15 protein-coding genes are annotated in these 13,752 nt (G+C 50.0%); 6 read left to right on the top strand and 9 right to left on the bottom strand.

Annotated elements, in window-relative coordinates; all coding sequences use genetic code 11:
* Positions 1-297 carry an HNH endonuclease gene (locus HRM2_RS05310; RefSeq protein ID WP_015902978.1) on the top strand — a complete coding sequence of 99 codons (297 nt, stop codon included), beginning with the start codon at positions 1-3 and terminating at the stop codon, positions 295-297.
* Positions 298-349: 52 nt separating this feature from the next.
* Here HRM2_RS05310 and HRM2_RS05305 read toward each other — a convergent pair whose 3' ends face one another.
* Positions 350-1,225 (bottom strand): hypothetical protein, encoded by an 876-nt coding sequence (locus tag HRM2_RS05305; RefSeq protein WP_015902977.1) that lies wholly within the window; start codon positions 1,223-1,225, stop codon positions 350-352.
* A 374-nt stretch (positions 1,226-1,599) separates the two neighbouring features.
* On the opposite strand from HRM2_RS05305, the gene HRM2_RS05300 reads away from it, so the two are divergent.
* From HRM2_RS05300 to HRM2_RS05290, 3 genes are all read left to right on the top strand, one after another.
* On the top strand, positions 1,600-2,661 hold the full coding sequence (locus HRM2_RS05300) for a branched-chain amino acid aminotransferase (protein WP_015902976.1): 1,062 nt from the start codon (positions 1,600-1,602) through the stop codon (positions 2,659-2,661).
* A 217-nt stretch (positions 2,662-2,878) separates the two neighbouring features.
* Positions 2,879-3,427, top strand: coding sequence for a helix-turn-helix domain-containing protein (locus tag HRM2_RS05295; RefSeq protein WP_015902975.1), 549 nt, complete (start codon positions 2,879-2,881; stop codon positions 3,425-3,427).
* An 18-nt stretch (positions 3,428-3,445) separates the two neighbouring features.
* Complete coding sequence (locus tag HRM2_RS05290) at positions 3,446-4,585, top strand: acyl-CoA dehydrogenase (protein ID WP_015902974.1); 1,140 nt, start codon at positions 3,446-3,448, stop codon at positions 4,583-4,585.
* Between the two features lie 73 nt (positions 4,586-4,658).
* On the opposite strand, the gene HRM2_RS05285 is transcribed toward HRM2_RS05290, so the two are convergent.
* The 7 genes from HRM2_RS05285 to HRM2_RS05255 all read right to left on the bottom strand — a co-directional run bounded on the left by HRM2_RS05285 (position 4,659) and on the right by HRM2_RS05255 (position 9,006).
* Positions 4,659-5,135: an amino acid-binding protein gene (locus tag HRM2_RS05285; protein WP_015902973.1), complete on the bottom strand. Its 477-nt coding sequence runs from the start codon at positions 5,133-5,135 to the stop codon at positions 4,659-4,661.
* 27 nt (positions 5,136-5,162) lie between these two features.
* Positions 5,163-5,699: a 2-oxoacid:acceptor oxidoreductase family protein gene (locus HRM2_RS05280; RefSeq protein ID WP_015902972.1), complete on the bottom strand. Its 537-nt coding sequence runs from the start codon at positions 5,697-5,699 to the stop codon at positions 5,163-5,165.
* A 35-nt stretch (positions 5,700-5,734) separates the two neighbouring features.
* Positions 5,735-6,475, bottom strand: a complete 741-nt coding sequence (locus HRM2_RS05275; RefSeq protein WP_015902971.1) for a thiamine pyrophosphate-dependent enzyme — start codon at positions 6,473-6,475, stop codon at positions 5,735-5,737.
* A gap of 26 nt (positions 6,476-6,501) precedes the next feature.
* Positions 6,502-7,575 (bottom strand): 3-methyl-2-oxobutanoate dehydrogenase subunit VorB, encoded by a 1,074-nt coding sequence (vorB, locus tag HRM2_RS05270; RefSeq protein ID WP_015902970.1) that lies wholly within the window; start codon positions 7,573-7,575, stop codon positions 6,502-6,504.
* Positions 7,575-7,811: a 4Fe-4S dicluster domain-containing protein gene (locus tag HRM2_RS05265; protein ID WP_015902969.1), complete on the bottom strand. Its 237-nt coding sequence runs from the start codon at positions 7,809-7,811 to the stop codon at positions 7,575-7,577. Before HRM2_RS05265 ends, vorB begins: the two co-directional genes overlap by 1 nt.
* 15 nt (positions 7,812-7,826) lie before the next feature.
* Entirely contained in the window at positions 7,827-8,516 is a 690-nt protein-coding gene (locus HRM2_RS05260; RefSeq protein ID WP_015902968.1) for a P-loop NTPase family protein, read from the bottom strand.
* 145 nt (positions 8,517-8,661) lie between these two features.
* Positions 8,662-9,006, bottom strand: a complete 345-nt coding sequence (locus HRM2_RS05255; protein WP_015902967.1) for an SUI1 family translation initiation factor — start codon at positions 9,004-9,006, stop codon at positions 8,662-8,664.
* 149 nt (positions 9,007-9,155) lie between these two features.
* Here HRM2_RS05255 and HRM2_RS05250 point away from each other — a divergent pair, with 149 nt between their 5' ends.
* Positions 9,156-11,633 carry a 1-acyl-sn-glycerol-3-phosphate acyltransferase gene (locus HRM2_RS05250; RefSeq protein ID WP_015902966.1) on the top strand — a complete coding sequence of 826 codons (2,478 nt, stop codon included), beginning with the start codon at positions 9,156-9,158 and terminating at the stop codon, positions 11,631-11,633.
* A 3-nt stretch (positions 11,634-11,636) separates the two neighbouring features.
* On the top strand, positions 11,637-12,488 hold the full coding sequence (locus HRM2_RS05245; RefSeq protein ID WP_015902965.1) for a rhodanese-like domain-containing protein: 852 nt from the start codon (positions 11,637-11,639) through the stop codon (positions 12,486-12,488).
* An 18-nt stretch (positions 12,489-12,506) separates the two neighbouring features.
* Here HRM2_RS05245 and HRM2_RS05240 read toward each other — a convergent pair whose 3' ends face one another.
* Positions 12,507-13,724, bottom strand: a complete 1,218-nt coding sequence (locus HRM2_RS05240) for a type III PLP-dependent enzyme domain-containing protein (protein WP_232364202.1) — start codon at positions 13,722-13,724, stop codon at positions 12,507-12,509.
* Between the last annotated feature and the right edge of the window lie 28 nt (positions 13,725-13,752).

Here is a 13,752-nt window from a genome sequence, read left to right as displayed (position 1 = left end):
GTGGATGTTTTTTATATTCCAGTCGACGACGAAACCCAAAAACGCCAGCGCCAGAAGGCAAGGGATCTCAGGAACAGCCAATGGTGGAAAAGACGCCGATCCCAGGGTATCTGCCACTACTGCAACAAGGTTTTCCCACCAAAGGAACTCACCATGGACCATCTGGTCCCGGTATCCAGGGGGGGGATGTCCGTGAAATCCAATGTGGTTCCCTGCTGCAAGGCGTGCAACACTAAAAAACGCCAACTCCTGCCCCTGGAGTGGGACGAATACATGCAGACCCTCTCAAACAAATAAAAATCCCCGGGGAATGAATTTACGCCCCAGGGATTTCAGGTGTTACTGGTGATTATTTTTTGGTATTGCAAAGCCTGTGAACCGTCTGTGCATGCCATTCCCCCCGACCTGAGAAGGTAGGCTGACCCAGTGAAACCAGGCGCTGGGCAACCTGATCAAAGGTTGCACCATCCTTTCTCATGGAGTTTACGATCTCCATGACCGCTTCCCTTGACATGATCTCAGTCCTAGCCTCTTCCTGGTCGGCGATTTTTAATTTTTCAGCCTTTGTGCGCTTGAGAACCTTTACCTTCTTCTCTTCAGGCACATCTGCAGCCGCTATTTTTTCAGCAGCCGCTTTTTCCGCAGCGGCTTTTTCCTCGGCAAGTTTCAACGCCTTTGGCTTTCTTCCCCTCCGCTTTTTAACCGGAACGACCGGCTCGGGCTCCTGGAATGCCTGGGGTGCTTCCTGGTAAACCGGCTGGGGAGCGGATTTCACAAACACCTCTTCAACAGGCGCATCTTCCTGATATTCCCCATCCTGGAAAGCATCGTCAGCAAGCTGCGGAACAGCAATCACCCTGAGATACTCGGCAATTTCTTCCAGGGAATCAGCCTTACGCTCTTCGGCAGCGGCCCTTCGTTCATGGACTGCGGCAAGAAACTCCTGATTTTTGATCATGGTATCGGCAAGGACCATTATATTTTCAATAACTTCAGATGAGGGCATCATGGGGTTGGGGTCCATGGGCATCTGATTCTGGGGGTTGGTTCGCATGGGCCGTTTCCCATTTCCAACCCTTGGATTCTGGTAGGAACCATTTGAATGAAAATGGGAAGAAGAGTTGTAGTTCGGTTGCTGACTATTGTTGTCAAATCCCCGGCGGGTCTTTGCAGCAGCACGGTTATCCTTCTGACCTCCTCGAAGGTTTTGAAGAAAATCGTTCATTTATAAAATCTCCTAAAGTTTAAGACGCCGAAAAAACTCAGCTTATTGTAACGTATTTTTCCAGGCTGATCCGACCATATTTCTAAGAATGGGGCGATACAGAGTGGAAACTGGAAATCGGCATGAAAATATGCCTCTGTTCAAGATTCATCTTTATCCTGGATTTGCCGCGAGTTGTCAAGGATTATCTGTGATATTTCTTTGTAATTTTAAAAACATACGGAATCGCACTGCAGCAAATACCTGTACAGCCCCCGGCGCTAACCGGTAATCCGGGGTTAAAATAACCCTTTAAAGAGAAATTGCCTTGACAAAGGCCTTGCTTCGGGATCATATATCCAACTTAATTTAATTTTCTCAAGAAAGGAGTCCCAATGGAATTATCCATAACTGAAAAAAAAGAAAAAGGAACCCGGCCGGAAGACGCCAAGCTTGCCTTTGGAACCACATTCACAGACCACATGTTCAACATGGACTACTCCATTGACAAGGGATGGCACAATCCCCGCATTGAACCCTTTGCCAACCTGGTCCTTTCCCCTGCCACCATGATGCTCCACTACGGCCAGGGCATCTTTGAGGGGCTCAAGGCCTACAAAACCGAAACAGGAGAAATCCGTCTCTACAGGCCAAGGGATAACTTCAAACGCCTGAACAAAAGTGCAAAGGGACTGTGCATTCCGACCATTGACATTGATTTTATCATGGAGAGCCTGAAAACCCTTCTTCGCCTTGAAAAAAACTGGATCCCAGAGACCCCGGGCACCTCGTTGTACATCCGGCCCACCGTGATTGCAACCGATCCCTACCTGGGCGTCAGGGCGTCCCACACCTACCGTTTTTTTATCATTCTGTCGCCGGTTGGGGCCTATTATTCAGCAGGATTTAACCCGGTCAACATCTGGATCTCAAAGGACCATGTCCGGGCCGTTCGGGGGGGTATCGGCGAATTCAAAACCCCAGGCAACTATGCAGCCAGTCTATTCGCCTCTGAACAGGCAAAAAAAGAGGGGTATGCCCAGGTGCTGTGGCTTGACGGGATTGAACGTAAGTACATTGAAGAGGTCGGGGCCATGAACATCTTCTTCTGCATCAACGACGAGGTTGTCACCCCGAAACTTAACGGCAGCATCCTTCCAGGCATTACCCGGGATTCCGTCCTCACCCTTGCAAAACGCTGGGGAATGAAGGTGTCGGAACGAAAAATCAGCATTGACGAACTCATCAAAGCCCATGGCGACGGCACCCTCAAGGAAGCCTTTGGATCGGGAACCGCTGCCGTCATCTCCCCTGTTGGCGAAATGCGTTATGGAGACAAGGTCCTGACCATTGCAGACGGGAAAACAGGTCCCGTGGCCATGAAATTAAACAAGGCCATCACGGACATCCAGTACGGCAAGGCTGAAGATACCGAAGCCTGGATCGAAAAAGTATAAAATCTAAAGCTTTAAATTCTTTCACAAAAAAGAAGGTGTCCCCACAGAAAAGGAAGCTGTTCCAAGGGTTGTCATGGAATTTATTCAAATTCTTGACAACCCTTTTTTTATCTGATTATGTATGACCGAGCGCTCGATCAACTTTTGGGCGTTCATCCGATAGCCTCCCGGGTCTGCACCCGAAACCCGGATTGATACAGCAGAAAAAGGAGCAAAAATGGCAAAAAAAAAGACCCCTCTTGTTCACATTGGTGAAACAATAAAAAAGGTCAGGCTGGAAAAATCCGTTGATCTTGATTTCCTTGCCAATGAAACTGGCCTGTCCATTGACTTTTTAAAGAAGGTGGAATCAGGGGAGCAGCGCCCTTCGGTGGGCTCCCTTCTCCAGATTTCCAGGGCACTGGGCATTGATTCCGGCTACTTCCTCAAGGACCAGGCGTCAAATGCGGAAAAACGGGCAGAGGCCTATACTAAACGCACGGACAACTATGCCTATACCCCCCTCACCCCAGGGGCGGAGAACAAACATTTAAAGGCCTTTCGCATCCTTGTTGAGGCAAACAAATCCCACGGAGGTGTCGGTTTTCGCCACGAGGGAGAAGAGTTTGTCTATGTACTCAAGGGAGCGGTTGAAATCGCCGTGGGAGACCATGTAAACCGCCTTAAAGCAGGTGAATCCCTTCACTTTAATTCCAGCATTAAGCACGATCTGAAAAACTCGGGTGACACGGATGCTGAACTCATTGTGGTCGTATATAGCCCCTAGGCCGGAAAAGGAGACAGAATGTCATTCAAATTAAGCGATGAACAGTTGATGATCCAGAGCATGGTCAGGGAATTTTCCAGGAAGGTGGTTGCGGCAACGGCAGCTGAGCGGGACCAGACCAAGGAATTTCCCTGGAAAAATTTCAAGCAGATGGGTGAACTGGGTCTCATGGGCATGATGATTCCCACAGAGTATGGCGGGGAAGGAGCAGACGCGGTATCCTATGTATTGGCCCTGTCTGAGATTGCCTATTCATGCGCCTCCACATCGGTGGTCATGTCTGTGCAAAATTCCATTGTATGCGAAAGCATCAACCGCTTCGGAACGGAAGAACAAAAACAAACCTTCCTCGTCCCCCTGGCACAGGGTGAGATCATCGGTGCCTTTGCCCTGACAGAACCCGATGCCGGTTCAGATCCGGTGAGCCAGACTACAACGGCAGTTCGTGATGATAACAACTACGTGATCAACGGCACAAAACGGTTTATCACCTCAGGCAAAAACTCCAGAGCCGTCATCGTAACGGCAAAAACCGACGAAACCGCCCGCCACAAAGGAATCAGCGCCTTTCTTGTGGCAAAGGACACCCCCGGCCTCATCGTTGGCCACATGGAAGACAAAATGGGGCTCAGGGCTTCGGACACCACGGATCTTATCTTTGAAAACTGCCGAGTACCGGCCTCAGCCCTCCTGGGCAACGAAGGAGACGGGTTTAAAATCGCCATGGCAGGCCTTGACAGCGGCAGAATCGGCATTGCCGCCCAATCCCTTGGCGTGGCCCAGGCAGCCCTTGACGCCTCGGTCAAATATGCAAAAAAAAGAAAACAGTTTGGCAAGGCCATTGCCAACCACCAGGGTATAAGATGGCAGATCGCCGATATGGCGACCCAGATTGAAGCGGCACGCCAGCTTGTCATGTCGGCTGCCAGCATGAAGGACAGAAAGGAAAATTACACGACCCAGGCTTCAATGGCGAAACTGTTTGCATCGGAAATGGTCAACCAGGTGACGGCAAGGGCCATCCAGATCCATGGAGGGTATGGTTTTACAAAGGATTATCCCGTGGAGCGGTTCTACAGGGATGCAAGGGTGTTCACTATCTACGAGGGGACATCCGAAATTCAGCGCATTGTCATCTCAAACAGCGTCCTCAAGTAGGGATCCAGGTAAGTTTCAACGGGGTCATAGGAGATGTGGGGGACACCCGAAGGTGTCCCCCACATCTCAGACACTAAAAAATCTTTGCGGCAAGTGCAACATCTTCAGGGGAAAAAACAAACAGACACTTGGTATCTGCCGGAGAGACCGATCCATAGACATAGTTAATGTTAATTCCCTCCGTGCCGAATTTCCTGGTAATCTCGGCAAGTTTTCCAGGAACATTCTCAATATCAATGGCAATGACATCCTTGGTGTCAAAGATATAGTCATGTTTATTCAAAACATCAACGGCAACATCGGGTTTATTCACAACAATCCGGATCAGGGCAAAATCGGCGCTGTCCCTTCGCATGGAGCTGTAATTGGCTGACGATGCGATGCGCTTCAGGGATTTTCCCCTTGCTTCGAACAGATTCTGAACATAGCTTGACGCATCCTGGATGGTGATGGCATCAATATTCACCCCGGCCTCCCCGAGAAGCGATGTAAGCGTTCCAAGTTCTCCGGGAGCATTTTTAAGAAAAAGAGCGATTTCAACCCTGATCATGCAACACCTCCTGTTATGAGTATTAATTTACATACCGGCTATCTTTAACCCCTCGTCAAAGGCTTTCATATTCAAAGGGATCAGCTTTGGTTTTTTTGAAAATTCCTTTTTAACACACTCCCTCAGAATCTCCACATCCACCATCTTGCTCTTTGCGGCAAAGGCGCTTACAGCAACAATATTGGCGCATTTTACGCTTCCAAGCCTTATGGCGGTTTCGTTGGCAGGCACGATGAGTTCGACCACATCGGTTCTGCCCGAACGAATGGGAATCAATGAAGAGTTGATCAGCACTACCCCGTCGGACTTTACCACGGGGGCGAACTTCTCAAGGGACGGTCGGTTCATGGCAACCAAGTGGGTGGGATTCTTGATGATGGGAGATCCGATGTGTTTATCGCTCACCACAACAGTGCAATAGGCTGTCCCCCCCCTCATCTCCGGACCGTAGGAGGGAATCCACATCACCTCGGATCCCTGCTCCATGGCGGCATGGGCAAGCAGCTTTGCGCTCAAGAGAATTCCCTGGCCTCCAAAACCTGCAAACATAACTTCTTTCTGCATATACTCCTCCAACAACAACGATATCTATAGGTTTTTTACGCGTCAGGCGTCTTGAACTCCCCAAGCGGATAATAGGGAAGAAGTGTATCTTCAGCCCATTTCATCGCATCCAGAGGTGTCATGCCCCAGTTGGTCGGGCAGGTTGACACAATCTCCACAAAGCTGAAGCAGCGATTTTCCTTCTGAAATTCAAAGGCCTTTTTGATCGCTTTTTTTGCCTTGTTAATATACTTGGGTTTCAGTACCGTCTCCCGGGCGATGTACCCGGGTGTGGCAAGGCTTGAAAGAAGCTCACACATGCGCATGGGCATGCCGGTTTTTTCAACATCCCTTCCGGCAGGAGCTGTGGTGGCCCGCTGACCGGGCATGGTGGTCGGGGCCATCTGGCCGCCGGTCATGCCGTAGATGGCGTTATTGATGAAAATGGTGGTGAACTTTTCACCCCTGTTAGCCGCATGGACAATCTCACCCATGCCAATGCTGGCAAGGTCACCGTCACCCTGGTAAGTAAAGACCATGAGATCAGGTCTCACCCGCTTGATTCCCGTTGCCATGGCAGGCGCCCGGCCGTGGGCCGCTTCCTGAAAATCACAGGTAAAGTAGTTGTATGCAAGAACAGCACACCCCACAGGGGCGATACCCACGGTCCTTCCCCTTATGCCGAGCTCGTCAATGACCTCTGCAACCAACCGGTGTACAATCCCGTGGGTGCATCCGGGACAATAGTGGGTGTGGGCGTCGGAAAGAGCTTCAGGCCTTGAAAATGTTTTTCCCATTATAAATGTTCTCCTTGGCAGACGCTTTAGTTGTTCAATAATGACTTGACATGGTCGATAATCTCTTCAGGGGTAGGAATATCCCCTCCGCACTCTCCATACCAGGTCACCGGGCGCTGCCCCTTGACGCAACGATCAACGTCCTCGACCATCTGCCCCATGTTGAGCTCGATGCTGACAACGTGGCTGCAGCTTGCCTTGACAGCCGCCTCGTGGACCGCTTTTTCCGGGAAAGGAAACAGGGTCTGGGGACGGATCATGCCGATCTCAAGGCCCTGGGCTTTCATGGTATCAATGGCGGTCTTGCACACGCGACTCATGGTGCCGTAACTCACGATGAGAACCTTGTAATCTGCGTCTGTGTTGTATCCCTCGTAAAGGATTTCCTCCTGTTTCATCCGTTCATAATTGGATTTAAGCAAAAGGTTGTGATCATTCAAAGCCTTTGGATCCAGAAACAGGGACTTTACAATGTTCTTTTTGTCGCTCTTTCTGGTGTCCATGCCGCTTGTGGCCCAGTCATCTTTATTGGTAGGAGTTGTGTCAAAATTTTCCGGAAACTCAACCGGCTCCATCATCTGCCCAATGAGTCCGTCCCCAAGAATCATGACCGGTCCCCGGTACTTTTCAGCCAGATTGAACGCCTTCATGGTCATTTCAACGGCCTCCTGGACTCCTTCGGGAGCCATGACCAGAAGCCTGTAGTCACCATGACCACCACCCTTGGTTGCCTGGAAGTAATCTCCCTGGGAGGGAAGAATCCCCCCAAGCCCGGGACCACCACGCATGATGTTAACAAAAACGGCCGGACAGCGGGCCCCTGCAATATAGCTCAACGCCTCACTCATGAGGCTGATGCCAGGACTTGAAGAGGTGGTCATCACCCGTTCGCCACAGCCTGCGGCCCCGAAAATCATATACCCAACGGCGACTTCACTCTCTCCCTGGACAAAAACACCGTCAACTTCAGGCATTCTCTTGGCCAGGTATTCTGCGACCTCTGACTGGGGAGTGATGGGATAGGCAAAATAATTCTTGCACCCGGCTCGGATTGCCGCCTCACCGATCGCTTCGTTTCCCTTCATCAACACCTTAGCCATCACTTGTCCTCCATTGCTTTTTCCAGATCAGATTCAATAATCGTGATAGCCACATCCGGACACATGATACAGCACAATGTGCATTGAATGCAGTCATCCGGTCTTGCCTGAAAGGCGGGAAAGTACCCCTTGGTGCTCACAGTGTCGGAAATCTCCAGCACATTTTTAGGACACACGGATACGCACAGACCGCAGCCCTTACACCTTTCAGCGTCAATAATATGTTTTAATGCCATGAACCATAACTCCTTTTAGGAACCTTGCCTCTTCCACGGGGGAACAAGCCATCTTAAAATAGGCAATACAGGGGTTTTAAATCTTGTCAGATCAAGATCGGGGAGAAGATCCCCATGGGCCGTGATAAATTCCACGCCTATGCCAGTCCGTTCCGACACCTCCTGTATCAAGTCATATCCCTTGTATATGATATCCGGCGTTGTCTCGTCCATGAGATTGGCGTTGCTCACCAAACCGGTTATCTTCAACTTTGACGAATACTCTATCTCCTCTCTTATCCTCATGCACCCCTCCACCGTCTCGGTAAAGGGCCTGAGTGGATTCACCACCTGGATCAGGTTTATCTGTCTGCCGGCAAGGGAATCTGCAAGGGCTGCAAGCACGATGCTTCCCACGTCATCTCCCCCAGCGTCAAGGATGGTCAACTCAGCCGGATTTTTGATCAAACCCGCCACTTGGGGTGCCAGTATGGGAAGATCTGCATCCATGTATTTTTCTTCAGGCAACACCAGCCGGATTCCCTTTTCAAATAAGACCTGCCTTGCCTCCCGGGTCCTGAAATAGGGATTGACAAGGTCAAGATCTGCCATGGCCACGTCAATGCCAACAGCGCGACGGTTAAAGGCAAGGTTTACGGCGGTTTCAGTTTTTCCGCTACCATAGTTGCCAACAATAATAACAATGCCGCTCAGTTTTATATCCACATTCCTCCCCACGAACCAACATGGCCTGGACAAAATCTATGCTGCCGACCACAAAAACATTCAGAAAACGACCCCTAGTGTTTTAACACAGTCTGTTAGTAAATCAGATTTACAAGGGATTTGTAAACAAAAAAAAGAATGAATTTCAAATCTTTCCAAGCGCCTTGAGCTCAGCCGTGAGGAGTACCCGCTGATCCCCCTGGATCTCAATGGTCCCCCCCTTTACCGTGCCGCCCGTGCCGCACCGCTGCTTCAGTCTTTTGCCAAGACACTTCAGTTCGTCAGCCTCCAGGGCAAGCCCCGTGATAAGGGTGACCCCCTTGCCCCTGCGCCCCTTTGTGACGTAGGAGATCCTTACCTTGCCATCCGTCTCAATCGCCTGTCCGGCTTTACGGCACCGGCACTCCGCCACGGGCAGACTGCAGGCAGGACAGACTCTGCCGATTTCAGTGGAATATACAAGGGTGGAATTTTTTGTCTGTTTTGCCATAGTTCCTCCTGATTTTCGGATCAAACAGGGATCACCCCGCCTGGTTCCATCTTCTTCCCTTTGATTTGTCAGAAACAATGTGATATTTCCTCCTGTCAAAGGAGTTAAACATAAACATCCTATTAAATTGTCACCTGGAGTTACCTACCATGACTGAAAAGCAACAAACCATAAAAAAGAAGCGCTCTTTCTTTAAAAAGAGTTTCAGCCGCCTGATGACCGCTGCCTTCAACCGGATAAGCTTTGTAAACCTGGCAGAACGAATTGCCAATAGTGAGGCCGGCCAACCCTTTCTTGATCGATACAACAAACTTCCCCTGGACTGGCAGAACACCGACGAAATAAATTGCATCGCAGTTCGTCTGACCATGGAGCAGATCGAACGGGAGGGGGAAACCGTCTCAAGGGATGAGATAGAAGCCCTGGTCGACGAGATCGCCATCCGTTACAAACGCAAAACCCATGTGGATACGGCAGCCACCATGGGACTTGCTTTTAACCACCTCTTTGACAACCAGAATCCCGACCTTCCCTTTACCTCCCCTGATAAACGTGAATTAAAGCACATTGAAAAACTCAGGGAGTACAGACGCCAGGGATTGGGCGTAGTCTACCTTGTCAACCATTCATCCCACATGGATGAGTTCCTGGTGGATCTGCTGTGGCAGGATCTTGGCATGGGACTTCCCGTATTTGCCGCAGGCCAGAACATGATGGTTATTAAAAGCCTTGAGAAGCTCCTCATGACCGGATCCTATGTGGTGCTACGCCAGGGGGCAAGCCGCCACCAGGTTGCAGCCCTTTGCAACTATTGCAGCGCCCTGAGCCGGGCCGGGGCCCAGCAGGGCATTTTTCTTGAAGCGTGGCGGGGGGGTGCAAGAACCCGGGACGGAAGCCTGAGGTATCCCAAGCGCCTTATCACACTCAAGGGAGCCATCAACGTTGAGAGCGACCTGGTCATTCAGCCCGTAGCACTCTCCTACTCCGCCGTTCCCGAAGACCTGATGATGTGTTCAAGAAAAAGCGGCATCTCCTGGCTGCGGGGCATGGGCCTGTTAAAGACCCTGGCAAGATTTCCGATTCATCCCAAGACCTTTCTATGGCGGTCTGCAAAAGCGCTGTACGGACGGGCCTATGTCACGGTCCCGCCCCCCATGCTTTTGAGCGAACTGAAACAGGCCCATGCCCAAGATAAAACAGGCATTTCCCTTGATGAATTTGTAGCCCTGTCATCCATCAAGGAAATCGCCAGAAACAAAAAAATCATGGCCAGCCAGGTAACTGCCAGGGGGCTTGTGACGGCAAGAAAACACGGTCAGAAAAATCTTACACTGGCAGTAAAATCCGAAATTGCGGCCATCAAAGAGTACCATGTGGAAACCTTTGGCGAAGCAGCTGATTTTGAAGATTTCATCATCAACAACTCTGCTGAGGAGATCGTGAGAGACGGCCTTCGGACCCTGAAACGAAGAGGCGTTGTCAATCGTTTTGGCAAAGACCTCATCGGTCTTCCCAAGGTCAAGGACGGCATCGCCCTCTCCTACTACGCCACCCACGGAGACCGGCGGCTCTACTCACCCACAGCCAGCCAGAACATCGTGATTGTTGGGGCTGGGAACTGGGGATTTGCCCTGTCTTCACTCATCGGCAACCGGCTTCTTGACGACAAACGTTACAACAACGCGAGCCTCACTATCTTTGACGCAAGAAAAGATGTGGCCGCCCAGATGGGCCTTAACCGCCAGGGTCCGGGCAGATTCAAAGACCAGCTCCTTCCAAAAAACATTTTTGTAACCTGTGACCACCCCAGCGCATTTAGAAAGGCAAGCGAAGTGATCGTGGCATCCAAACCGGAAACCTTTGAACAGGATGTCCGAAATATTCTAAAAGTCTCGGAGCAGCCCCTTACCCTCATCGTAGCCACCCGGGGATTTATTCCCGGAATGAACTGCATCCCCTTTACTGCGGTGCGGCGGCTTTTATCCGAATACCGGCGAAACGATGTGGAGATTCTGACCATTGCAGGACCTGTTTCGCCCAATAATGTTGTTGACGAGCGCCAGATCAACGGCATCCTGGCAGGCCCTGCCCCCATCATAAGAGAAATCTCAAACATGTTTAACCCCAATCCTGAACGTCCCATACTGTCAAGCGACCCCCTGGGCGTTCAGGTCGCCGATATTCTGGCAAGGATTTACGCCATCTGGGTCAACTTCATGATTTCGTCCAAACGCATCACCCAAACCCATGAGACAGGCTTTCTCATGGCTGAAATTTCAGCCGAAGCCTGTTCACTGGCCTTGGCCCTTGGGGCAAACAAGGAGACTTTCAATGCCGGAAGCATTGCCTGGACAGCCTCCTTTATCACCCTCTGCCTTGATGGCGTGTGGCGAGACTTTGGCAGAAAGGCCGGCCTTTCCGTAAAAAAAGGCAAAACCCCCGGACGGGTTGTCAAAAAACTGAACCTCCAGTGGATCGAAGAGGGTAAAAAACTCCAATCCCTGATCGACATCAGAGAGGCACTGACCTGCGCCCATGGACTGGGCGTCAGGATGCCCGTCCTCGAAGAAATGAACGCCACCTTCCTGGGAGAGCATGAAGATACAGACGATAATTCGGAGGTTTGAGCCTTGAAATGGAAACCCTATCTCACCCCGATCCGTTCGTTTGACCCGGACGAAGCCCGTGCCTTTTTAAACCATCGTCCCGTGGACCAGGTCACCCTGGTGGATGTGCGTCAGCCGGGCGAATACCAGGCAGGCCATATTCCCGGAGCGCGCCTGATTCCCCTTCCAGAACTGGTGGATCGCCTGGACGATATCCCCAGAAATTTTCCTGTGATTGTATACTGCAGTTCAGGGCCGCGCAGCCGCGCCGCCTGCCAGCTCATGACCCTGGACGACTCTTTTGGCGAGATCATCAACCTTACAGGCGGTTTCAACGCCTGGGAGGGAGAGGCGGCACTTGGCCGGGAGAATCAGGGCCTCACCTTTTTCACAGGCGCTGAAACGCCCCGGGAGATCCTTGAAATTGCCTACGGTCTTGAACAGGGGTTAAGGGAATTTTATCTTTCCATGGACAAGCAGGTCAAAAATCCTGGGGTCCGGAGGTTGTTCGCCACCCTGGCCCGCGTTGAAACCCTTCACCAGGAAAGCATCCTCAGGGAATATCAGAGAATAATCGACCCCTCAATCAAAGAAGACCAGCTCACAGCCGCGGCCCTCCAGGGAACCCTTGAGGGCGGCATGACCACCCAGGAGTACATCGACTACTACATGCCCCAGTGGGAAGACCCCGAAGATGTGGTTTTCCTAGCCATGGCCATCGAGGCCCAGGCCCTGGATCTTTATCTCCGGGCCAAAACCCGTGTGGTGGACGAAACAAGCCGTAAAATCCTCACACGAATCGCCCAGGAGGAAAAGAGCCACCTTGTCCACCTGGGAGAACTCATGGACGGTCTGATTTCAGGCACAGCGACATGAACAAATGGAAAATAATGCTCAAAGAATTGAGTTAGTGCCTGACCGAAATATTTCACCGTCCGAATTCAGGTAGAATTGAAAAGGCAGGCAAAAACTTGAAAACAATATTGGTGACAACGAATAGGAATAACTGCCCGCCTTTGACACGATAACAATATCACCGATTTTGGCCTTTGGAAGCATGGCATCCTTAACAAGTATATCCGTTGCCGTGCACAAGCTTCCAACAATACTTACTTTCTCATGGTCGAAGGTATCCCCTTCGGGAATGATAAACTCAAACGCATCTTTTGTCGTAAACAAGGGTTCAGAAGCCTTTAGATTGCTGTTTTCAGGCGTATAGTCCATTAAGAGTTCAGCAATGGAAGGCCTTGAAAAACCATTGAGCCCTTTTTCCACAATCAGATATTTTGTTCCAAGGGATTCTTTTATGTCGACGATGCGTGTAACATACCGGCCAGCTTCGCAGGTGATAAACCTGCCGGTTTCAATGATGAGTCTTACTTTTAATTTATCGTTGAATCGTTGAATTAATCCCTGGCAGTCACAACTGAGCTTTTCAATATCAAGGGGGGTGTCATTGATCAATGAATAAACAATGCCAAGCCCTCCGCCCAGGTTAATGAACTCCATCTCCCACCCCAAGGTCTCTTTGCAAAACAAACCCAGTTCAATTATTCGTTCATAGTACCGACAAATTTTACCATGATCAAGAATCTGGCAGCGCAGATGAACATGTATGCCAACTATTTTTATATTTGAGAAACCATTGAGAAACTCTTTTTGCTTGACCAAGGTGTTCTCATCAACACCAAATTTACTGCTTGTCCCTTTCTCCCCATCCATGGAGAAGTCAATATTGATTCTGAGTCCAACTTTTTTATGTATGTTTTTTTGCTGTGCAACACTATTAATTAAGACCAGTTCATTGTAGCTGTCTGCAATAATCATGGCCTTGTCTATGGTTCTTTCTATATCTTTGGACGTCTTTCCAGGAGAAGAATACAGTATCTTTTCATACGGCATGCCTGCTTTCTGGCCTGTAATTACTTCTTGGGCTGAAGCTGCATCTGCACCAAATCCTTTAGATGCAACAAATTTAACTATGGGAGGGAATGGATTGGTTTTTATTGAATACAAAAATTCAAACTGTGGAAAATTCTCTAAAAGTATTTGAATCTGGCTGGAAATTTTTTTCTCATCATAGATGTAAAAAGATCCATCGTATTGTTTCATTAAATTTTTAATAATATGAAAATCGTTT

Source organism: Desulforapulum autotrophicum HRM2 (assembly GCF_000020365.1).
GTDB lineage: Bacteria > Desulfobacterota > Desulfobacteria > Desulfobacterales > Desulfobacteraceae > Desulforapulum > Desulforapulum autotrophicum.
Note: the sequence above shows the minus strand (reverse complement) of the source record. Positions and strands in the feature narration are given on the sequence as shown.

What these genes read in the sequence shown, in the direction of transcription:
- HRM2_RS05285 (WP_015902973.1), bottom strand. Translation starts at nt 5,135, where the DNA reads ATGATCAGGGTTGAAATCGCTCTTTTTCTTAAAAATGCTCCCGGAGAA.
- HRM2_RS05250 (WP_015902966.1), top strand. Translation starts at nt 9,156, where the DNA reads ATGACTGAAAAGCAACAAACCATAAAAAAGAAGCGCTCTTTCTTTAAA.
- vorB (WP_015902970.1), bottom strand. Translation starts at nt 7,575, where the DNA reads ATGGCTAAGGTGTTGATGAAGGGAAACGAAGCGATCGGTGAGGCGGCA.
- HRM2_RS05305 (WP_015902977.1), bottom strand. Translation starts at nt 1,225, where the DNA reads ATGAACGATTTTCTTCAAAACCTTCGAGGAGGTCAGAAGGATAACCGT.
- HRM2_RS05300 (WP_015902976.1), top strand. Translation starts at nt 1,600, where the DNA reads ATGGAATTATCCATAACTGAAAAAAAAGAAAAAGGAACCCGGCCGGAA.
- HRM2_RS05295 (WP_015902975.1), top strand. Translation starts at nt 2,879, where the DNA reads ATGGCAAAAAAAAAGACCCCTCTTGTTCACATTGGTGAAACAATAAAA.
- HRM2_RS05240 (WP_232364202.1), bottom strand. Translation starts at nt 13,724, where the DNA reads ATGAAACAATACGATGGATCTTTTTACATCTATGATGAGAAAAAAATT.
- HRM2_RS05280 (WP_015902972.1), bottom strand. Translation starts at nt 5,699, where the DNA reads ATGCAGAAAGAAGTTATGTTTGCAGGTTTTGGAGGCCAGGGAATTCTC.
- HRM2_RS05255 (WP_015902967.1), bottom strand. Translation starts at nt 9,006, where the DNA reads ATGGCAAAACAGACAAAAAATTCCACCCTTGTATATTCCACTGAAATC.
- HRM2_RS05265 (WP_015902969.1), bottom strand. Translation starts at nt 7,811, where the DNA reads ATGGCATTAAAACATATTATTGACGCTGAAAGGTGTAAGGGCTGCGGT.
- HRM2_RS05275 (WP_015902971.1), bottom strand. Translation starts at nt 6,475, where the DNA reads ATGGGAAAAACATTTTCAAGGCCTGAAGCTCTTTCCGACGCCCACACC.
- HRM2_RS05290 (WP_015902974.1), top strand. Translation starts at nt 3,446, where the DNA reads ATGTCATTCAAATTAAGCGATGAACAGTTGATGATCCAGAGCATGGTC.